13 protein-coding genes, 2 tRNA genes and 1 pseudogene are annotated in these 21,088 nt (G+C 75.5%); 6 read left to right on the forward strand and 10 right to left on the reverse strand.

The features are described 5' to 3' along the window. Positions 1 to 14: 14 nt before the first annotated feature. On the forward strand, positions 15 to 476 hold the full coding sequence (locus ACZ6EM_RS13115) for a GNAT family N-acetyltransferase (RefSeq protein WP_465772373.1): 462 nt from the start codon (positions 15 to 17) through the stop codon (positions 474 to 476). Here ACZ6EM_RS13115 and ACZ6EM_RS13120 read toward each other — a convergent pair. The 8 genes from ACZ6EM_RS13120 to ACZ6EM_RS13155 all read right to left on the reverse strand — a co-directional run bounded on the left by ACZ6EM_RS13120 (position 466) and on the right by ACZ6EM_RS13155 (position 9,227). Further along, positions 466 to 1,680 (reverse strand): hypothetical protein, encoded by a 1,215-nt coding sequence (locus ACZ6EM_RS13120; protein ID WP_465772374.1) that lies wholly within the window; start codon positions 1,678 to 1,680, stop codon positions 466 to 468. The two genes, ACZ6EM_RS13115 and ACZ6EM_RS13120, sit on opposite strands and share 11 nt — an antisense overlap. Positions 1,681 to 2,142: 462 nt before the next feature. Further along, a complete protein-coding gene (locus tag ACZ6EM_RS13125) occupies positions 2,143 to 2,931 on the reverse strand; it encodes a hypothetical protein (RefSeq protein WP_359913985.1) in 789 nt (262 codons plus the stop codon). Positions 2,932 to 3,123: 192 nt separating this feature from the next. Further along, positions 3,124 to 3,197 (reverse strand) — tRNA-Met (locus ACZ6EM_RS13130). Between the two features lie 50 nt (positions 3,198 to 3,247). Next, positions 3,248 to 4,414, reverse strand: a complete 1,167-nt coding sequence (locus tag ACZ6EM_RS13135) for a PrsW family intramembrane metalloprotease (RefSeq protein WP_401049674.1) — start codon at positions 4,412 to 4,414, stop codon at positions 3,248 to 3,250. 280 nt (positions 4,415 to 4,694) lie between these two features. After that, positions 4,695 to 5,525 carry a tRNA (guanosine(46)-N7)-methyltransferase TrmB gene (gene trmB / locus ACZ6EM_RS13140; RefSeq protein ID WP_452179229.1) on the reverse strand — a complete coding sequence of 277 codons (831 nt, stop codon included), beginning with the start codon at positions 5,523 to 5,525 and terminating at the stop codon, positions 4,695 to 4,697. A 259-nt stretch (positions 5,526 to 5,784) separates the two neighbouring features. Next, complete coding sequence (locus ACZ6EM_RS13145; protein ID WP_465772375.1) at positions 5,785 to 7,362, reverse strand: TROVE domain-containing protein; 1,578 nt, start codon at positions 7,360 to 7,362, stop codon at positions 5,785 to 5,787. Positions 7,363 to 7,658: 296 nt separating this feature from the next. Then, a tRNA-Ser gene (locus tag ACZ6EM_RS13150) sits at positions 7,659 to 7,720 on the reverse strand. 79 nt (positions 7,721 to 7,799) lie between these two features. Next, positions 7,800 to 9,227 carry an MFS transporter gene (locus ACZ6EM_RS13155; protein WP_359913997.1) on the reverse strand — a complete coding sequence of 476 codons (1,428 nt, stop codon included), beginning with the start codon at positions 9,225 to 9,227 and terminating at the stop codon, positions 7,800 to 7,802. Positions 9,228 to 10,047: 820 nt separating this feature from the next. Between ACZ6EM_RS13155 and ACZ6EM_RS13160 the strand changes: the two genes are divergently transcribed. The 3 genes from ACZ6EM_RS13160 to ACZ6EM_RS13170 all read left to right on the forward strand — a co-directional run bounded on the left by ACZ6EM_RS13160 (position 10,048) and on the right by ACZ6EM_RS13170 (position 13,676). Further along, positions 10,048 to 12,183: an asparagine synthase-related protein gene (locus ACZ6EM_RS13160; RefSeq protein ID WP_380354850.1), complete on the forward strand. Its 2,136-nt coding sequence runs from the start codon at positions 10,048 to 10,050 to the stop codon at positions 12,181 to 12,183. Between the two features lie 168 nt (positions 12,184 to 12,351). Beyond that, positions 12,352 to 12,873: a universal stress protein gene (locus ACZ6EM_RS13165; protein WP_452179232.1), complete on the forward strand. Its 522-nt coding sequence runs from the start codon at positions 12,352 to 12,354 to the stop codon at positions 12,871 to 12,873. Positions 12,874 to 12,971: 98 nt separating this feature from the next. Beyond that, on the forward strand, positions 12,972 to 13,676 hold the full coding sequence (locus ACZ6EM_RS13170; RefSeq protein WP_401053114.1) for a DsbA family oxidoreductase: 705 nt from the start codon (positions 12,972 to 12,974) through the stop codon (positions 13,674 to 13,676). Between the two features lie 142 nt (positions 13,677 to 13,818). Here the strand turns inward: ACZ6EM_RS13170 and ACZ6EM_RS13175 are convergent, their stop codons facing one another. Together ACZ6EM_RS13175 and ACZ6EM_RS13180 are read right to left on the reverse strand one after the other, a co-directional pair. After that, a complete protein-coding gene (locus ACZ6EM_RS13175) occupies positions 13,819 to 16,047 on the reverse strand; it encodes a sigma-70 family RNA polymerase sigma factor (protein WP_465772376.1) in 2,229 nt (742 codons plus the stop codon). A 336-nt stretch (positions 16,048 to 16,383) separates the two neighbouring features. Further along, positions 16,384 to 17,259 carry a TetR/AcrR family transcriptional regulator gene (locus ACZ6EM_RS13180; protein WP_465772377.1) on the reverse strand — a complete coding sequence of 292 codons (876 nt, stop codon included), beginning with the start codon at positions 17,257 to 17,259 and terminating at the stop codon, positions 16,384 to 16,386. A gap of 552 nt (positions 17,260 to 17,811) precedes the next feature. Between ACZ6EM_RS13180 and ACZ6EM_RS13185 the strand changes: the two genes are divergently transcribed. Next, positions 17,812 to 19,185 carry an NAD(P)/FAD-dependent oxidoreductase gene (locus ACZ6EM_RS13185; RefSeq protein ID WP_465772380.1) on the forward strand — a complete coding sequence of 458 codons (1,374 nt, stop codon included), beginning with the start codon at positions 17,812 to 17,814 and terminating at the stop codon, positions 19,183 to 19,185. Between the two features lie 206 nt (positions 19,186 to 19,391). Next, positions 19,392 to 20,669: pseudogene (locus ACZ6EM_RS13190) on the forward strand (SpoIIE family protein phosphatase); the annotation flags it as partial. Positions 20,670 to 21,088 lie beyond the last annotated feature (419 nt).

Consider the following 21,088-nt stretch of genomic DNA (forward strand, 5'->3'; position numbering starts at 1 on the left):
CTATACTCGCCCGCATGACCGACACGACGATCCGGCGCGCCGACGAGACCGACGCCGACCGGCTCACCGAACTGATCCAGGCCTCCTCCGCCTATCACGGCGAGTACGCGCCGATGATCGAGGGCTACCGGGTGACGCCCGAGTACATCGCCCGCCACGAGGTGTTCCTCGCCGCCGACCCGGCCACCGGCCGGCTGCTGGGCTTCTACGGGCTGATCCGCGAACCGGCCGAACTGGACCTGATGTTCGTCTCCGACGAGGCCCAGGGGCTCGGCACCGGCCGCGCCCTGATCGCGCACATGCTGGAACTCGCCCGCGGAGCCGGGACCGCCGTCGTGCGGGTCGTCTCCAACCCGCCCGCCGAGCGCTTCTACCTGCGGGTGGGCGCCGAACGCGTCGGCACCTGCCCCGCGCGCGGGAGGATCACCTGGGAGCGTCCCGAACTGCGCTTCACCGTCCCGGAGTTCACCGGCTAGAGGTCCCCTCGGCCGGCGGTCCGCCCTGTCCGCCCGGTCCGCCCGGTCCGCCCGGTCCGTCCGGTCCGTCCGGCTGGGCCGGCTGGGCCGGCTGGGCCGGCACCACCGGGGCGGCCCGCGGCCCGGCCGGTGCCGGCCGCTCCGGCACGAGAGCCGGCGCCGGGAGCCGGGAGAGGATCTTCTCCGCCAGCCAACTGCGGTCCGACCCGTACGGAATGCCCCGCGGGTCGACCAGCTGCGTCGCCACCGCGTCCCGCAGCCGCTGCTCCCCGGCGGCGGGCAGCCGGGAGAGCAGCCCCCGGGCGGCCAGCAGCGCGTGGTACTGCTCGAAGCCCGAGCGCGGGCGCTCGATCGCGTCCAGCACGCTCGGCAGGTCCGCCAGCGCCGGATCGCCCTGCATCAGCGCGAGCGCCTGGATCCGCCGCCCCTCGGAGCCGTCCGCGAAGAGGGCCCGCACCTGGTCGGCGGTCAGCGCCGAACGCCGCGCGGTCGAGCGGACCTCCGCCACCACGCCCTCCGGCCCGGCCGGCGCGCCGGAGGAGGGCGGCAGCTGCCCGGCCAGCGCGGCCGGGCGCTCCGCGCTGCCGCCCAGCAGCCCGAGCTGCTGCATCGCGCGGACCCGCAGGTCGTCCGCGCCCACCTTGTCGCCGTGCCGGTCGCGGTCCTGCCCGGCGAGGAAGAGGTCCAGCGCCCGGTCGGTCTCGGTCAGCGCCTGCGGCAGTGCCAGCCGGGTCACCAGCCAGCCGGCCAGGAACCCGAAGACCAGGAAGTACAGCACCAGCGCCGCCGCGAACGGTGCCACGTCCCGGCCGCCGCCGAGCGCGGGCGCCAGCGCCGCGCCGAGGTCGTGCAGCCGCTCGCCGAGCGAGCCGAGCTGGGTCAGCCCGACGCCCAGCAGCACCTTGGTCAGCCAGTCCGAGACCTGCTCCAGATTGGTGTTCGGCGCGTACGAGCCCTGCGGCTCGCCGGCAGCGGCCCCGCCGCGCACCCGGGGCACCCCGAACAGGAAGCCCAGCCCGCCGCCGAGCACCACCGAGGCCCCGATCACCACCAGCCCGCCGCCGAGCACCTGCCAGGCGTGCTCCCGGCCGAGCGCGAACAGCAGCAGTCCGAGCAGTCCCGTCCCGGCCAGCACCCCGGTGGCGCCCCACTGCGCCGTCCGTAGCGTCGCCCCGCCGCCGCCCGGCCGTCGTGCCTTCGCCATCGCCCACCCCCTGTGTCCGCGTCGCTCCGCTCCGGAACGCGCGCCGACTCTAGCGCCGCGCCCCCGCGCGGAAACGTCCGGCCGCTGCCCCGGACACGGCGCGGGGAGCCTCCGGAATCGTGCCGGAAGCTCCCCGGGAACGCAGACGGCCCGCGGACTGCTCCTCCGCGCCGGCCCGTGCACTGGCCGGGCGCCGAGGCACCGGGGATGTACCGGTGAGACCGCGGGCCGGGTGACTGCTGTGGATTTCGCCTGCCGGAGGCCAGGGGCCTCATCCTGCGCAGGCAGGGGCGGCTCTAGCGAGCAGCCACCTCACGCATCCTGATGGAACTCAACTCAGGATCACCTCCTTTCAGTGTGCTGCCACGATAGGCAGCCCGCCGGACGGAGGGCAACGGATTATTTCGCGGAGCCCCGCCCGGCCCCGGTGCCGGCCGTGCGGGGCGCGCCCGGATCCGCTGCTCAGGCGGTCTTGAGCTGGTCCTGGAGCTTGGTGAAGTCGACCGTGTTGTCGGCCGACGGGGCCTGGATGGTCAGCGGCTTGTCGAAGTCGCTGAAGTCGATCTTGCCGTTGCCGTCCTTGGCGCCCGAGTGCTCGACCCGCACCGGGTAGGGCTTGCCCTCGGTGGCGATCTGCATGGTCGTGACCTCGCCCTTGGAGTCGGCGACCTTCAGGCTGAAGGTCTTCACGCCGTTGACGTCGCCCGCGGAGCCCTTCTCCACCTTGTCGTTGCCGCTCTTGTCCGCGGTGATCTTCTTGCTGAACTCGGCGAGGTTGCAGACGCTGATCAGGGAGCCCATCGACGGGTCGCTCTCGAAGCCCGTCAGGTAGCGGCCCTTGAACAGCTCGGCGGCCTTGGCACCGTTCGGGCCGCCCACGTTGGTCCAGAAGTCCTTGTCCGGCTTGACGTACGAGGTCTTGCCGTCGCTGATGATCTCGAACTTGCCCATGCCGGGCATCGCCATGGTGCCGGTGCACTGGCTCTTGTTGTCCAGCGCCAGGTTCAGCTCCATGCTGCCCTCGCCGGTGTCGACGGTGCCGACCATCTTGAGGGAGCTCGCGGAGGCCAGGGCGTCCTTGGCCTGCTTCGCGATGTCCTGGGCGCTGAGCTTGTCGGTGTCGAGCTTCTGCGCGGCACCCGCCTTGGCGTCGCCGCCCGTCCCGTCGCTCTTGGTGCTGCCGCACGCCGCGGTGCCGGCCGCCAGGACGAGGCAGATCGCGGCGGTGCTGACCAGTCGCTTCGACAGCATGTGGTTCTTCCTGTCCGGGTGGCCCGAACAGCCCCCCAATGAGATGAATTTTTCCTCAGTATGGTTCAGGACCCTGACAGGTGATCGTGGGACCGGCCGCTGTTACAGGTTCGTGGCAGGACCGTCTTTCGTTCGTACCCGGGAACGCGAAAGGCCCGGAGGACGAATCCTCCGGGCCTTTCGGCTACTGAGTAGCGGGGACAGGATTTGAACCTGCGACCTCTGGGTTATGAGCCCAGCGAGCTACCGAGCTGCTCCACCCCGCGTCGGTGAACACAACAATACGGGGAAGTCGCCGATATGGGAAATCGGTTCTTCAGGGCGCCCTGGCGACCCGCCGCCGACCGGGTGCCGGGTGCCGGGCCGCACGACACCTCGCCCAGGCCGCGAAGGCGACCAGCGCGGCGAAGCAGGGCACCATCAGCGCCCCGTACACCACCAGGAAGCCGTCCGTGCCGAGGTCGGCGGCGGCGTTCCAGGTGCCGTGCAGCGCCATCGCCAGCAGCAGCCCGGCCGGCACCGCCAGCCGGGCCAGCCAGCGCCGCGCGGTGGTGAGGGCGACGGCCAGGCCGATCCCGGTGAGCGCGGTGAACAGCGGGTGGGCGAAGGGCGAGAGCAGGGCGCGCAGCACGAAGGTCTGCACGGTGCTGTCGAAGTCACGCAGGCTGGGCGGGTCGCCGAGGCCGATGCTGTCCAGCCGCTGCCGCTGGTCGCTGCTGAAGGCCCGACCCAGGTAGAGGGCGTTCTCGGTGAACGCGAAGCCGCAGGCGGCCATCCCGCCGAGCACCACCCCGGCGGCCAGGGTGCGCGGCCGGGAACGGTGGTGCGGCGCCCCGGAGGGCGGGGCCGGGCGCAGGTACGGCAACGGCCGCAGGTACGGGCGCAGGCGCGGCCGGCCGCGGGCGTGCGGCCCGACCGGGTGGCGCGGGTGCCGGCGGGGGCTCCGGGGCGCGGGCGACCGGCGCAGCAGCGGCGCGCAGGGGCGTCCGGTGCGGCGGCCGCGGCAGCGCAGCCGCTGGCCGAGCGGGAGCAGGAGCACCAGCAGGGCGGTGGCCTTGGCGGTCTCCTCGATCACCGGGGTGGCGATCCCGGCGCCGAGCAGTTCCCCGAACGGGCCCCGGTGCCGGGTCAGGTAGCTCGCCGTCCAGTTGTTGGCCAGGATGGCGACGGTGGTGGCCGCGCAGGCGCCCCAGCCGAGGCAGAACACGGTGTGCCGCAGCGGAACCCGGGCGGTGAGGTTGAGCCAGGCCAGACCGCCGAGCACGAACGGCAGCGGCACCACCGCCAGGCCCAGGCCGACCAGCAGTCCGACGGTGCCGGTCTGCCGCTGGACCAGGTGCAGGATCAGCACCCCGCAGCCGATCAGGGTCAGGACGGCGGTCGCGGTGACCGAGGAGAGCGCCACCGAGCGGCTGCGGCCCGGCGGGGCCCCGGGGGCGGTGGTGCCGGCGCGGAGGAATTGGTCGACGACCGGGAGCGGCACGGCGGCGGTACCCGGCCGGGGCAGCAGGCGATGCGCCCGGTGCCTCCGGGGCCCCGGAATGGTCCGGGTGTCGCCGGTGCTCGGGACCGTCTCCGGTGCGTCGGCGGCTGCTCGAACCGTCGTGCGACCGCCCGTCCGGAACCCGCCGCCGGACGGGCTGCCCATGCGGCACAGGGTAGGCCACGGCGGCGGCCCGCCGGGAGGAGTCGGGACGAACCGTCCCTCCCGGGCCCGCCCGTCCGGCCGCCGCGCGGCCGCCCGTTCGAACGGTGCCGGAGGGTCAGCGGCGGCGGAACAGCAGGTCGTGGACGACGTGCCCCTTGGCGATCCCGGCCCGTTCGAACTTGGTGACCGGACGCCAGTCCGGCCTCGGGGCGTAGCCCGGAATGCTGCCGTCCGGGTGGTCCCCGGGCTCCAGCCAGCCGGTCCCGTCGCCCTCGGGGTGCAGGTTCTCCAGCTCCGGCGAGGCGGACAGCACGGCCAGCATCTGCTCCGCGTACGGCTCCCAGTCGGTGGCGCAGTGCACCAGCGCGCCGGGGGCGAGCCGGGGCAGCACCAGGTCGAGGAACGAGGGCTGGACCAGCCGGCGCTTGTGGTGCTTCGGCTTGGGCCACGGGTCGGCGAAGTAGACCCGCAGACCGGCCAGCGAGGCGTCCGGGAGCATGTCGCGCAGCAGGATCACCGCGTCGCCGGCGGCGGTCCGGACGTTGTGGGAGCCGTCCCGCTCCAGCAGGCCGAGCAGGTTGCCGTGGCCGGGGGTGTGCACGTCGGCGGCGAGGATGCCCATGGCCGGGTCGGCGGCGGCCATCGCGGCGGTGGTCTCGCCCATGCCGAAGCCGATCTCCAGGGTCACCGGCAGGCCGTCGAACAGCTCCCGCGGGTCCAGCGGGGTGCCGTCGATGGGGATGCCGTACGTCTCCCAGCTCCGGTCCAGGGCGCTCGCCTGGGCGTTGGTCATCCGGCCCCGGCGCGGCTGGAAGCTGCGGATGCGACGCTCGCGGTGCTGGGCCTCGGTGGCCTTGTGCGGGTACATCGGCGCGGGGTAGGCGGCCGGCGCGGCGGACATCCGGGCGGACGGCGAGGGCTGGGGGATCGGGGCGGTGGCAGTCACAATCACCCGAGTCTACGGGGCTGTCGGGGCTCCCCGGCCGGGCCTGTGACCGGGCTCATCCACCGGCCCGGCCGGCGCCCGGCCCACCCGTCGGCGGCCGGGGAACGGGGAAGGAGCCGCACCCCCGTGACGGCTCCTTCCCCTTCCTCCCGGCGTCTGCCCCCCGACCGACGCCGGCTCCCGCCACGGCCGTCCCCTCACTGCCGCGGCCGGGCCAGGTCGGCGCGGGCTCCCCGGCCCGGACCGTCCCGCTGATCCGCTACTCCTCCCAGGGCCAGCCGGCGTTCGCCCCGGATTCCAGGAGCGGGATCAGTCGGAAGGCCGCGTCGCCCAGGCCACCGAAGGTGTGCCGGTGGGCGCCGCCGCTGGGGCCGTGGCCCGGGGCGTAGCCGGCCAGGTTCCAGGTGTAGACGGGCACGTGGGCCGGGACGGCGGCGAGGGGGTCGCCGCCCCAGTGGCCGGGGCCGGTCTGCTCGTCGGTGACGATCACCACCCGGTCGTGGCCGCGGTAGTGGGTGCGGACGGCGTCGGCGGTGTTGGTGCCGCCGAGGTTGGAGAAACGTGCCAGCACACGCAGTACCGCCTCGCCCCGGCCGACGTCGACCACCTGGCTGGAGGTGCCGAACTCGACCAGGTCCGCCTCGGCGGCCCGGACCTTCAGCGCGGTGCCGAAGATCGCCGCCGAGTCCGCCCGGTTGAGCTCGGTCGGCCCGCCGGAGCGGTCGAACATCGAACCGGAGCGGTCCACCAGGATCAGCGTCCGGCCCGGCAGTTCGGGCACATTGGCCAGCGAGTGACCGAGCGCCGTCTCCAGCGCGTGCCCCCAGCGCAGCGAGGGCACGTTGCGGTGCGCGGCCAGGTAGCGGAACGGGAACTGGCGCGAGCGCCGCACCTCGCCCTTGTCGGAGATCCGCCGGGCCACCTCGGCCGCGACGGCGTCCGAGACCCCGGCCCGGTCGAAGTTGCGCAGGTTCCGGACCAGCGCCATCGGGCCCATCGACGGGATGACCGCCTCCCAGGCGTCCGCGTCCAGCGGCCCCTGCAGCCAGCCCGCCAGCGCCTCCCAGGTCAGCCCGGCGGCGGCCAGCCGCGCGGCGCCGCCCTCGGCGGTCACCGCCGCCCGGCGCTCCTCGACGGGCAGCGCCAGCAGCTCGCGGTTGGCGGTCAGCATCCGGTCGGCGGCCGGCGGGACGGCCTCGTCCGGGCGGTGCCTGCGGTCCAGCGCGTACGCGAACAGGGCACCCTGCCACTCCTTCGCCGGGTCCGGCGAGGGGTGGGTCAGCTCGATCACGTCGCCGAAGCGGTAGCCCTTGCCCGCCGTGTCGTACTTGAGCAGCGAGCGGGCGTCGTACAGGTGCCGGACGGCGTCCGCGACCCCGCGCTTGAGCGGCTTGGGCAGCGCCCGGCCGTAGCGCGAGGTCCAGTAGGCGAGCAGCTCGCCCGGCTCGTCGGCGCGCCGCAGCACCGCCGCGACGGCCTGCCGGGAGTGGCCGTGGGCGCCCGCGTCCAGCCGGGCGCGGGTGAACTCGGCGGCGCCGACCAGGGCGGCGGTGCGCATGTGGGCGCCGTAGCGCAGCCAGCGCAGCAGTCCGACGGTCCACTCCGGCTCGGCGACGGCGAGTTCGCGCACCAGCGCGGTGTAGCGGTCGTCGCGCTCGCCGCCGCGCTCGTGGAAGGTGTCCTGGCCGATCATGTTGGCGATCGCCAGCAGGAAGAGCTCGGACTTGTGGTCCCGGACGAAGCCGGGGCCGCCGTTGTGGTTGACGGTGCGCTCGCCGGTGGTGGCCACCGGCGAACTCGGACCGGCCTTGGCCCTGCGGAAGTTGAACCTGGACATGCGGAAGCCCCCCTCGGCGTGCTGGTGTCAGTGGGAGGGAGGCATGCTGCGGCAGCGGTGCCCGGGGCCGTCATGGCTGACGCGGACCCGGGCACCACGAAGAGCTGCCTCCCGAGATCAAAGGTGGCGGCGGTGTAGCGCGGGCTCGAACCGCAGCGCCCTGGGGGCGCCTCACCAAGAAGTAACCGCTGCCGTCGCACCGGGAGGTGCGGACGAACTATTCACGTGTAGGTGTCCAGAGATCGAAGGCGGCTGAGGTGACACAGCTGCTCTACCGACTGAGCTACACCGGCGAGTACCGGCGGCGGGACTCGAACCCGCGACACGCCCATTAAGAGTGGAAGTAACCTCTGCCTGCGCACCTGGACAGGAGAAACCCTAGCCAGGCCCCTCCCGTCACCGCACTCCATTTACCGCCGGAGCGCCGTCCCGTCCGCTCACGCCGGAGCGACGATCACCGCCCGGGCCCGCTCGGTCAGCTCCCGCACCCGGCGTTCCCCCTGGAAGGGCTCCAGCCGCCGCAGCATCTCCACCACGTACTCCCGGCTGCGCTGCGAGGAGATCCGGCCGGCCACCTCGACGGCGCGCTCGCCGGCGGCGACCGCGGCGTCCAGGTCGCCCGCCTCCGCCTCGGCCATGGCCGAGACCACCAGCCGCAGGCCGTGCGAGCGGACGAAGCCCTCGGTGGGCGTGGCCAGCGCCTCGCGGGTGAACTGCCGGACCTTGGAGGGCACTCCGAGGTCGCGGAAGCACTCGGCGGCGTCGGCGGCGAGCCGGTCGTAGGCGTAGAAGTCCATCCACGCCGGATCGGGATCCCCGGCGCGCGCCCGTTCGAGCGCGCTCTCCGCCGCGCCGAGCGCCGTCGCACACGCCGCCGCGTTGCGGGCCTTGGCCTGGGCCCGGGCCTCCACCAGGTGGAAGAAGCTCATGGTGCGGGCGGTGGCCAGGCCCCGGTTGCGCTCCAGCGCGGCCTGGGCGAGGTCGACGGCCTCCTCGGCGAAGCCCCGGTAGCCCGCCTGGAGGCTCATCGAGGCCAGCACGTAGCCGCCGAGCGGGACGTCGGCGGCGGCCCGGGCGAGCCGCAGCGCCTGGATGTAGTAGCGCTGGGCGGCCTCGTGCTGCCCGGTGTCGAAGGCCATCCAGCCGGCCAGCCTGGTCAGTTCGGCGGTCGCGCCGAACAGCGCCCGGCCGACCGCGTCGCTGTACGAGGCGAGCAGCAGCGGCGCCGCCTCCACGCGCAGGCACTCCGGCACCATCGACGAACGCCAGTCGCCGCCGCCGTACTTGGAGTCCCAGCGACGGGCCTCCTGGGCGGCCTCGCGGAGCTTGGCGGCGTCCGAGTGGCCGACCCGGTAGGAGGAGGTGTCGGTGGGGGAGCGCGGCACCTCGCGGGCCACCGAGCCGTCGGCGGGGGTGATCAGCCAGCGGGAGACGGGGGTCGCGTAGGCGGCGACCGAGAAGGTGCCGGCCAGGCTGTCGCTCCAGCGGCCGCCGCCGGGGCCCCGGCGCAGGTCGAGGTCGACCCGCCACAGGTCGGTCGCCGAGCGGACCGCGTCGGCGACCTCGCGGGGGAAGGCCAGGCCGAGTTCGGGCGCCGGGTCGGTGTCGCCCAGGCCGATCTCCTCCAGTGGGACGGGCCGGCCGAGCTTGCCGCCGATCGCGGTGGCGATCAGGTGCGGGACGGGCCCCTGCGGCACCATGCCCTTGCTGACCCAGCGGGCCACCGAGGTCTTGTCGTACCGCAGGGTCAGCCCGCGTTGGGCGCCGAGGTCGTTGACCCGGCGGGCCAGTCCGGCGTTGCTGATCTGGGCGAGGGTCAGGAGCGTGCCGAGCCGTTCGTTCGGTCCACGTGGGCTGACGGTCATGGTGGCGGCTGCACCTCCTGCGGCCTTGTGCGCGGGGCCCGGGCGGCACCGGGCCGTAGCTGCTGTACCTAGCGTAGTCGGACGCGTTCCGACGGTTAAGAGGTCGCATTCCGGATGGCGGGATCGCGCACTCGGCCGTGCCGCACCGGAGTTGGTCCGGACCGCTCGGATCCGGCCGACCGCGCCGCGCGCCGGAGCGTCGTGCTCCGGTCCCGTGTACGCGTGCGCCCGGCCGTGCCCCCTGGCCCGACCGGCTGGTCGGCGATTCGCTGGTGGTCGTGGGTCGGCCTGCCGTCGAGGACCCGGCGGGCCGGGGGACGCCGCCGCCTCAATCCCCGCGGGTGGTGGTGAAGTCCGGGAGGGCATGCGGATGCCCTCCCGGGCCGGGCGACGCCTTTCGGCCATCTCGCGATGCCCATGTCAAAGGCGTTTCGCCGGCGGTCCGGGCCGGGGAGGGGGAGGCCCGGCCCGCCCGCTCCCCGGAGTGCTGGACGGATCGAACTCCCTTCCGGTGGACGGAACTTGCCCACGCGCAGTGATCGCGCACCGGACGGAGCTCCGGCCGGGAGCGGGCCCGCGCGCGCATCGGTGCCCGCTCGCACGGCCCCGGCGGCCCGTCGAACGGCCGGTCCGAACGGAGGCGGAACCCCGGAACACCGGCCACGGCGACGCCCCGCGGTGGCACGATGTCTCCTGACGGCGCGTCCGAGCTGCGAGGACCCGCCGGGACGCGCCCGGGCCGCCACGGCAACACCACCCGGCCGCCCGGCGGGCGGCGAACGCGCCGCACGGATGCAGGTCCTCGTCCGGTGGAGGCGCGATGCGGTGGCTGACGGGCTGGTGCACGGGTGCGCCGAGCGCGGGCACCCCGGCGCACGAACTGCGCGGCGGGGTCGAGCCGATCGCCGCCCGCCCGCTGTGGTCCGGGCCCGACCCGCTCTGGGCCGTGGGCGACTGGCGCCCCGCGGAGATCCGCCTGGTCACCCACCGCCCCGGCGCCCCCGCCGTGGTCAGTACCGGCCCCACCGAGCCCGACCGGATCGAGGACACCCCCGCCACCACCCGGCTCGCCGTCCTCGGCCACTGCGGAGCCACCGACGCCGAGCTCGCCGCCGGCCTCGCCGCCGCCCGCGGCGGCGCCGTCCGCCACCTCACCGCCTGGCCCGGCAGCTACACCGTCGTGCTGCGCTCCGGCCCCCGCTCCACCCTGCTGCTCACCGACCTCGCCGGCGCCCGGCCCGTCTTCCACACCCCGTGGGCCGGCGGCACCGCGTACGCCACCGCCGCCCTGCCGCTCGCCGACCTGGTCGGCGCCCCGCTGGACACCGGCCACCTCGCCGCCCGGCTCGCCTGCCCGGAGTCCCCCGAGGCGCTCGGCGCCGGCACCCCGTACCTGGGCGTCCAGCGGGTGCCGCCCGGCCACGTGCTCGGCATCCGCGGCGGCCGCCCGTACCTGTCCGGCTACGACGACCCGGCCGGCGCCGAGCAGCCGCGCGACGAGGCGCCCGCCGTCCGCGAACTCACCCGCGCCCTGCTGGAGTCCGTCCGCTCCCGGGTCCGCACCACCACGCCGGTCCCCGACCCGGTCGGACGGGCCCGGCTCGGCGTCGACCTCTCGTACGGGACGGCCTCCGCGACCGTCGCCCTGCTCGCCGCCGCCGTCCCGCTGCCGCCGGTGCCCGCGGCCACCGCGGCGGCCCGGGCGGCCACCGCCGGGGCCAGGAGCGGCGCGGTCAAGGGCTCCTGGGCCCGCGCCGCCGCCCGGGAGGCCGCCGCCCCCGAGCGGTTGGCCGCCGTCACGCTCGGCGAGACCGGGCCCCCGGCCGGCCTCGCGCTCGCCCCCGACACCCCGCGGCTGCGGCACACCGTGCTCGACCCCGGCCCGGACACCCTCCCGTACGCCGGGCCGGGAGCCGACCCCCGGGCGGGCCGGCTCACCGACGAGCCCGGGCCCGAACTCGTCGCCGCCGCCCGGGCCGAGGCCCGCTTCGACGCCGGCGGCACCGACCACCTCACCGGCTACGGCGCCCGCCAGGTCCTGGACGGACACCCGGCCCGGCTCGCCGACCTCGTCCGGGCCGGGCGGCCGCGCGAACTCCTGCCCCCGGTCGTCGCCCTGGCCGGCGTGGACCGGGCGGCCGCGGGCGTCCTCACCGGCACGCTGCGCACCCCGCTCACCGTGCTCCGGGCCGCGCACCGGCTCTCCCGGGTCCGCTACGCCGAGGCGCTGGACGAGGCGGCCGCCAAGCTGACCGCCCGCCACGTCCCGGACGGCGGCGGCACGGCGGGGGCCCGTTCGGCCGTCGACCTCGCCTGGTGCGTGCCCGGCCCGGCCGCCCGCTGGCTCTCCGACGAGGCGCTCTCCTCGGTGGCGCTGCGGCTCCGCCTGGCGGCGCGCAAACCGGCGCCCGAGGAACATCCCGGCGCGTACCGGGCCCGACACGCCCTCTACCGGCAGGCGCGCGGGTTCCGCACGCTCGTGCACGCCGCCGAACAGCCCGGCCAGCGGCTGCACGCGCCCTTCCTCGACAACCAGGTGGTGCGCGCCGCCCGGCTGCTGCCCGACGACGTCCGCCTCCAGCCCGGCGCCCGGCACGCCCTCCTGCACGCCGTCCTCACCGGCGCCGGCCGCACCGACCTGCCCCCCGACTGGGGCCGCGGCCCCCGCCCCGACCGCACCGCCCCCGCCCGCGCGGGCCTGCGCCTCGCCGCCGACGGCCTCGCCGAACTCTTCGACGCCCCGCTGCTCGCCGAAGCCGGCCTCATCGACCTCCCCGCCGTCCGCGCCCGCCTCGCCCACTCGGCCGACCCCGCCACCCCCCTCTCCCCCGCGGACCTCGCCGGCCTCGCCGACCTCGTCTCCACCGAACTCTGGCTCCGCCGGGTCCGCGCCCGCCGCCACGGCGCCTGCTGGACCGGCCTGCCCAGCCCCCGCCGGCCCGCCCTCACCTCCTGAGCCTGTTGGGCCTCCTGAGCCTGTGGAGCCCGCTCCGACGACTCCCGCCGGTCCGCCCACGACCGTGAGCCCGCCCCCGCACCCCGCCCTGCGGCGCGGTTGCCGGGGCCGGGTCGGGGCGGCGGTGATGATGGCGGGGGTGTGGGTCCGGGGCGAGGAGGGTGCGCGGTGGCCGGTGGGAGCGCGGGGCGGGAGGTGCCCGTCGTGCTGTCGGTGCTCGGCCGGCCGCCGACGGGGCGGCCGCCGGGGGTGCTGGCGGCGTGCGACGGCTCGGACGGGTCGCTGTGGGCACTCGACCGGGCGATGACGGAGGCCGAGCTGTTCGGGCTGCCGCTGTACGTGCTCGCCGTGGTGAACCCGGCGCCGGCCGGCTACCCGCCGGGGATGGCGGAGCTGGTGCAGGAGAGCGTGGAGACGCTGGTCGAGAGCATGGCGGACGGGCTGCGCCGCTCGGTGGCCGCCGTGCAGCGCCAGCGCCCCGCGCCGTACGCGGAGGAGCTGTCGCTGCACGTGGTGCTGGGCAGCGTGATCGAGGTGCTGCTGGAGGCGGCGACCCGGCAGCACACGCTGGTGATCGGCACCCGGGGCAACGGCGGCTTCGCCCGGCTGCTGATGGGCTCGGTGAGTTCGGCGGTGGTGCACCACGCGGCCTGCCCGGTGCTGGTGGTCCCGGCGCCGCCCGCGGTGTGATCCGCTCCACGGACCGGGCCGCCGGGAATGCGCCGAGATGGTTCATCGTTCACCCATCTTGTACACATTCGCCAAGACGCCCCCTGGAGCCCCCCGCAATGAAGGTCGAGATCTGGAGCGACATCGCTTGCCCCTGGTGCTACATCGGCAAGCGCCGTTTCGAGCAGGCCCTGGCGGACTTCCCGGGCAAGGAGCAGGTCGAGGTCGTCTACCGCCCGTACCAGCTGGTCCCGGACGCTCCCGCGACCGCGAGCCCGCACCGCGCCTGGCTGGCCGAGCGCTACGGCCCGCAGTCGGTGGCGATGGACGCGCGGGTGGCCGAGCTGGGCCTCGCCGAGGGCATCACGTACGACTTCGACGCCGCGCTGCACGCCAACACCCTCCTGGGCCACCGGCTGCTGCACCTCGCCGAGGTCGAGTACGGTCCGGCCGTCCAGGGGCGGCTGAAGGAGGCGCTGCTGAAGGCGCACTTCACCGACGGCGTCGACGTCGGTGACCGCGCCGCGCTGACCGACGTCGCCGTGGCGGCCGGCCTGGACCGGGACCGGGTGACCGCCTACCTGGCGGGCGACGAGGGCGTCGCCGAGGTCGACGCCCAGCTGGCCGAGGGCCGCGAGCTGGGCATCAACGCCGTGCCGACCTTCGTCTTCGAGGGCAAGTGGGCCGTCCAGGGTGGCCAGGACGCCGAGACCTTCCGCAAGGTGCTGGATCAGGTCGCCACCGAGATCGGCGAGCGCCGTCCCGCCCCGGTGCAGGTCGCCCCGGCCGGGGAGGCCTGCGCGGACGGCTCCTGCGCCATCTGACGCCCGGCCGTCCGGCGCCGACCGGGCGCACGGCACCGCGGACCCGAGGCCCGCTCCAGGACTCCTGGAGCGGGCCTCCGTCATGACCGACCGGAGGCCCGACCGGAAGACCACCCGGAGGCCCGACCGGAGCGCGAGCCCGTCACGAGCACCGGAAGCGGGCCTGGGCCCAGTCCGCGACGTTCAGCGCCGACCAGATCCCGCTCACCGGCGTGACCACCAGCTTGACCGACTTCTGCCCGGCCAGCGGCACGTGCACCGGCACCGCGTCGTCGCCGACGGCCAGCGCGCGGGAGCTCCACAGGGTGCTCCCGTCGCCGCCCTGGACGGAGAAGACGACCCTGCCCGGCGAGAGCGTGGCGTCGTCCACCCCGGCCATCGCGTCGAAGGACGCGCAGCTGCGGTTGAGGTCGATCACGGTGGTCGCCGGGGCGTGCACGGTGATCGCGTGCGGGTGGTAGTCGCCGCCGATCCAGCCGCCGTCACGCTGCCAGAAGTTGTCGCTGCCCTTCTGCCGGATGCTCGGCTCGGGCGGCGGCACCCGGTTGTTGCCGGGCTTGAGCACCGGCAGCGAGTTGCCCCAGAAGTCACTGAGGACGGGCGGCACCGGCGTGGGGACGGTCGGGGTCGGCACCGGCGGCAGGGTGGGCGTCGGCACCACCGGGACGTCGGGCGTGGGCAGCGGAGGCAGGGTCGGCACGGGCACGACCGGGGGAGTGAAGGTCGGCTTCGGCGCCTTCGAGCTGCTGGGCGCGGGCGTGACCGGCTCCGGCGCCCCGGTGGTGGCGGGCTGCGGAGTCCGGGAGGTGGCGGCCGGCTGGGCCGCGGGGCTCGCCGCGGGCGCCTCCGGGGCCGGATCGGCGGCGCCGGGCGCCGGAGCCGGGGCCGGGGCCGCGGGGGGCGCGGCCGGGGGCGGCGCCGGAGCGACGGCGACCGGGGCGCTGGGGGCCGGGGGAGCGGCCGCCGGGGGCGCCGGCTCGGGCGCGCCGGTGAGCGCGTACGCGGCGACGGCGGCCGCGGCCACCGCGACGGCGGCGGCGGCGGCGATCCCGGCCTTGGCGGCGGTGCCCAGGCCCTCGCCGGCCGCGGCGGCTCCCGCCCCGCCGGAGGCCGCACCGGTCGAACCGGCGGCGGCCGCACCCGCGGCGGCCCCCGAGGACCCGGAGGCGGCGGCCGTCCCGGCGGCTGCCGCTCCGCCGACGGCGGCGGCACCGCCCACGGCGGCCGCGGCGGCGCCGAAGCCACCGACGCCGATCCAGACGAGCACGCCGCCGGGCAGCAGGGCGCGCAGCCCGGTGTTGATCTCGGTCAGTTCCAGGCAAGCGGCCGTGCAGCGGTCGCACTCCTTGAGGTGCCGGCCGACCTCCGCCGAGGCCCGCTTGCGCAGCGAGCCCCGCGCGTACGCCCCGAGCCGGTTGGCGTAGGCCTCGCAACCGCTGTCCTGGCTGCCCGAGACGTGCGCCTGGAGGAACGCGGCGGCGAGCCGGTCGCGGGCCCGGTGGGCCTGGACGGCGGTGGCGTTGGCGGTCTTGCCGAGCATCACCGCGACGGTCTTCGGGGACTCCCGCTCGACCTCGGTGTGCCAGAGCACCACCCGGTCGTCCTCGGGCAGTTCGGCGTAGGCCTGCATGACCATCCGCTGGTCGGCCATCGCCATCGCCCAGGCGTCGGCGCCCGGGTCGGCGAGGTCGAAGTCGACGACGGCGGCCGAGGTCTGCGCGAACACGGCGAAGTCGTCCACGAGTTGCTCGCGGCGCTCGCTGCGGTGCCAGGCGGCGGCGACGTTGCGCACGGCGGTCAGCAGGTAGGCGCGGACGGCGAACTCGGGGCCCTTGCCCGCCCGCAGCGCCTGCAGGGTGCGGGCGAACACCTCGCCCGCGAGGTCCTCGGCGGTGAAGTTGTCCCGGCAGCAGGTGCGCGCGTAGCGGCGCACCGAGTCGGCGTGCCGGCGGTAGATCTCCTCGTACGCGGTGTCGTCGCCGGCCCGCACCCGGGCGGTCAAGTCGGCGTCGGAGGCGGGGCGCTCGCCGTCCACCGGGTCGGCGGGGGCGGGCACGGTCGGCCGGGCGGTGCGGCCGTCGCCGGTGAAGGGGTCGCCGACGAACGCCTCGGGGGCGACGCCGCCCCGGCCCGCCGGGGCCTGCCCGGGCACCCGGCCCGGGGGCAGCGCGGCGGCGGAGGCGGAGAGCGTCTCGCGGCTGGGCATCCCGGCCTGGTCGGGGACGTGTCCGGCAGCCGAAGCCGCTGCGGCGCCCGGCACTTGGGCCGTCCCGCCGACGCCGTTGAGACTGCAGGGCCCCTCGTCGGGATCACCGGAGAGGCCTCCGAAGTCGAGGCCGTACCCGTAGTCGTTCTGTTCCTCGGCGCTCACAACGGACCCCAGATTCCACGACAGCCCCCGTAGTGTGGCAGGGCGCGCGGGAGTGCGCAGGCGCACGGTTCCCCGACGTACGGCGCCGACGGCGCGCGAACGGCGCGCATCGGGACATTGGCTCCAACCACGGGCAAAGGATGGCATAGCGCAGGGACCGGCGGAAGCCGGACCAACCGCCTTCCACTCCTCCGAGAGGCCGTCGCGGGGGTGTTCGCCCAGCGTGCGGCGGTGGGGTGTGCGACTCCCGCACCCGGCGCGCGCATCCGGGCCGCGCGCCGGTCCTCCCTCCAACTCCCGTACCCGCCGGGCGTGGCGGACCGGTCGGCCCGGGTATCAGCGCTCCCGCAGGCCGTCCAGCAGGATCTGCAGCAGCCGGTCCGAGGGGCCGGCGGTCGGTTGACCGTCCGTCTGCGGAGAAATCGGCGAGAAACCGCCGGCCGCCTGCGCCGGGACCGACGGACGGGCCGCGTGCACCGGCACCGAGGCCGTCAGCACCAGCACCACGTCCGACACCGTGACGCCCGGACGCAGTTCGCCCGCCGCACCGGCCCGCGCCACCAGGGCGGCCAGCAGCTGGAGCAGCAGCCGGGGATCGGCGTCGGCCGCCGACGGCTCGACCACCTCGCCGGAGCGGGCCTCCTCGCCGCGCAGGTCGAAGCGGACCGCCGCGGGCGGTTCCGGCGCCCGCTGCTCGGGCACCCGGCCCAGTTCCTCCGCGTACCGGAACGCCTCCGGCGGCAGCAGCCGCCCGGCACCGGTGGACACCGCGCGGGCCAGATAGCCGGCCAGCGCCTCCCAGGCGCCGTCACCGCCGTACAGCGACTCCCGCGCCTGCGCGGTCAGCCACGCCACCTCCTCGGCGGCGATCCGCTGGACCAGCACCTCCTTGCTCGGGAAGCGCCGGTAGACGGTGCCGACCCCGACCCCGGCCCGGCGTGCGACCTCCTCCATCGGCGCGCCGTAGCCGAACTCGCCGAACACCTCGCGGGCCGCCCGCAGCACGCTCTCCAGATTCCGCCGGGCGTCGACCCGCAACCTGGCCCCGGGCACCGGCACCGCGGCCGGCGCGGGCTCGGCCCGGTACGCGACCGCCGAGTACGCCGACCCGCTCTGCGGCGGCAGGTCCACCGGGCCGCGCTGCTCCGGGACCGTGCCCGGTCCGGCCTGTGGTGCACCCACCCGCCCCAACACCTGCTCCTGATCCATCATCCCAACTCTCCCCCGCAGGCGTCCGAAACCGGACCCTGTCGTCGCCCGCCCCTGCACCCCCCGGTGCAGCTCAGCCCGTCAGAAATGACCCGATGACCCATTGCTCGTGCCGCCCGTCCCGTTCCGGTGACCACGGTCGTGCCGCCGTGCCGGGTCCACGTCCGGCTCGGCGCGTCGGCACCGTCCGGGGCCCTGTCCGGGAACTACCCTTCCCCGGATGACTGTCCCCCAGTCGGGTTCTCACGCCAACGCTGGAACTGGCCGTAGTGGCCGCTCCACGGTGCGTCGCCGCCGATTGTCATGGCGACGGCCGCCCCGGTACACAATCCGACCATAGTTCACCACTCTCCGAGGCCGAAAGTGCGTCAGAAAGTCGCCCAGTAAGCACAACTGGCCACGACGGTCACTCGTGTCGCAACCAGCCCCGTACGGACTGTGGACAAGACGACCCCCGCCGGTCCTTCATAGGGGGCGTGATGGGGGGACACCCCCGGCCGCGGGGCGGCCGGGACGAAACGTCGCATCGGCAGGAGGCGCACCATCAGAATCCTGATCGCCGGCGGCGGCTGCGCCGGAACGGCCGCCGCACTCCACCTCCAGCGCGCCCTGCGGGAACGGCTGCGGCGCGGAGAGGTGGAGATCACCGTCGTCGAGCCCCAGGCCTACTTCACCTACCACCCGCTGCTGGCCGAGGTGGCGGCCGGCTCGATCGACCCGAGACACGTGGTGGTCCCCCTGCGCCGGGTCCTGCCGGACTGCCGGGTGCTCACCGCCCGGATCACCCGGATCGAACACGCCGCCCGACGCGCCCTGGCCGACGCCGCCGGCCCCGGCGAGACCCCCGCACCGGTCGAACTGCCCTACGACGTCCTGGTGGTGGCCCCGGGCTCGGTCTCCCGCACGGCACCGGTGCCCGGCCTCGCGGAACACGGCCTCGGCTTCTCCACCGTCGGCGAGGCGGTGGGCCTGCGCAACCACGTCCTGGAGCAGCTCGACCTCGCCTCCGCCACCCGCGACCCGGCGCTGCGCCAGTCGGCGCTCACCTTCGTCTTCGTCGGCGCCGGCTACGCGGGCGTCGGCGCGCTCGCCGAACTGGAGGACATGACCCGCACCGCCGTGCGCGGCTACCACAACGTCCGCGCCGAGGACCTGCACTGGGTCCTGGTCGAGGCGACCGGCCGGATCCTCGCCGAGGAGTCGCCCGAACTGGCCGTGCACACCCTCGGCGAGCTGCGCGAGCGCGGCGTGGACATCCGGCTGCACACCACCCTGGAGTCCGTCGCCGACCGGGTCGTGGTGCTCTCCGACGGCAGCCGCTTCGGCGCCCGCACCCTGGTCTGGACGGCGGGCGTCCGGCCGGCCCCGCTGCTGCGCGAGACCGACCTGCCGCTGGACACTCTCGGCCGGGTGCGATGTCTGGCGACCCTGCAGGCCGTCGGCCCGGACGGACGTGCCCTGCCCGGCGTCTGGGCGGCCGGCGACTGCGCCGCCGTACCGGACCCGAACGCGGACGGAGCCCCCTGCGCCCCCAACGCCCAGCACGCCTTCGCCCAGGCCGAGCTGCTCGCCCGCAACGTCGTGGTGGCCCTGGACGGCGGGCCGCACGCCCCGGGCCTGGCCGACTACCGGCCCGGCCCCGCCGCCTGCTCGACCTCGCTCGGGCTGCGCCGGGCCGTCGCCCACACCAGGCGCGGCGGCCGGCTCACCGGCCGCCGCGCCTGGTGGCTGCACCGGGCCCGGCACCTGCGGCGGCTGCCGAGCGCCGAGCGCCGGGTGCGGGTGCTGATGGACTGGGTGCTCGGCGGGATGTTCTCCCGGGAGGTGGTCTCGCTGGGCGCGATGGAGCACCCGCGTTCGGCTTTCGAGGGAGGGTTCGGCCCGAGGTCCGACCGGCCGTCCGACGGCGGACCGGATGCCGCCCGGTGACCCCACCGGTCGACCCGGGCCGGCGGCGGGCCGAACGACGGGCCGGAGGGTGGATCGGAGGGCGGAACGGACGGCCACGCCGGGCGCGCGACTTCCGGAACCGGGCCTCCGCCTGACAGGATCAGCCCGACCTGGTCATTACCCCGTGTGCTGCTGCGCACACAAAAAGTGATGATATGCCTGGAAAACGAGGAAGCGGCCGTCGTTTGAACCTCATGCGCTGGAGCGCCCGGCTGGCCGGAGTCCCCTGGCGTGCCCTCCCGCCCCACGGGACCGGCACCGAGGACGGAGCCCCCTGCCCCGACGGCGTCGTCGTACCCGGCCCCCGCGACCCGAGCAGCCCCGCCGCCACCGCCGAACTGCTCGACCCGCACAAGCCGCAGAACCTGCGCGAGGTCCTCAACCGCATCCCCGCCCCGGTCGCCGTCACCTACGGCCCGCTCCACCAGCTCGGCTACGCCAATCGGGCCTACCGCGAACTCTTCGGCGAACGCCCCACCGGCCCGCCCGCCGCCGAGGCCCTCCCCGAGCTCGCCACCATGGGCGTCCTGCCCCTGATGGACCAGGTCATCCGCGGCGGCCGCCCGCGCAGCGTCAAGGCCCGCTGCATCCTCGGCCTCACCGGCAACCGCTACTACAACGTCTCCTGCGTCCCGCTCGGCACCGGGGAGAACGGCGACGCCCCCACCGAGGGGCCGCCCGCAGGAGTGCTGATCTTCGCCGCCGAGGTCACCGACCAGGTCCTCGCCGCCGCCCGCCTGCGCGAAGCCGAACGACGCCAGCGCGAGGCCGCCGTCACCCTCCAGCGCAGCCTGCTCCCGCAGAAGCTCGACCAGCCGGCCGGCCTGCGGGTCGCCGCCACCTACCAGCCGGGCGGCGCCGAGGCCGCGGTCGGCGGCGACTGGTACGACGTGATCGCCATCGACGGCGGGCGCACGGCACTCGTCATCGGCGACGTCATGGGCCGCGGTCTGCGCGCCGCCGCCGTCATGGGCCAGCTGCGTACGGCCGTCCGCGCCTACGCCCGCCTCGACCTGCCCCCGCACGAGGTGATGCGCCTGCTCGACGGCCTCGCCATGGAGATCGACGCCAACCAGATCGCCACCTGTACCTACGCCGTCTGGGACCCGCGGCGCCGCACCCTCTCCTACGCCTCCGCCGGACACCTCCCCGTACTCCTGCGCTGCCCGGACGGCACCATCCTGCGCAGCGAGGAACAGAACGGCCCGCCGCTCGGCACCGGCGGCGGCCTGCACGTCTCCCACACCCTGCGCCTGCTCCCCGGTACGACCGGCGTCCTCTATACCGACGGACTGGTCGAGCGCCGGGACGAGGACATCGACCAGGGCCTCGACCTCCTGGCCCGCACCCTGGCCGGAGCCATGGGCGCCCCCGAGGTGATCTGCGCCCGGCTGCTGCGGGCGATGGGCGTGACCTCCGAGCACGACGACGACGTCGCCGTCCTGGCCTTCCAGCTGCCGGCGGAGGAGGAGGCCGAGAAACCGGTTGCGCCGGTTGACTCGGCGAGGCCGGAGGTCTAGTGTTCTTCGAGCTGCCTGGCAGGGAGCACCGGACACGCGTCAGCGCGGACGGTCCCGGGGCAGCCAATCCTCTGAAACACCACTTCCCGGTTCGGGCCGGGTCGCTTCGTCGTTTTCACGTTGCGGCCTGGTGCGTATTCGGCGTGCGCATTTTATTGGGTTGCGGTCGGATTCGCTTTTCGGAGCGGGGATCGGCTAGAGTTTGAAACGTCGGACAGGGCGTCAAACCCCGGAAGACACCGGCGAGTTGGATGAACGAAGCCCCGGAAACGGAGCGGAAAACATCTGATAAGCTGGAAACACGAAAGAACGAAGCCCGGAGGGTCCGCTGGAAGGCGGTCCGAAGGAAGCGTCCGTTCCTT

It is taken from the genome of Kitasatospora sp. NPDC041917 (assembly GCF_055589745.1).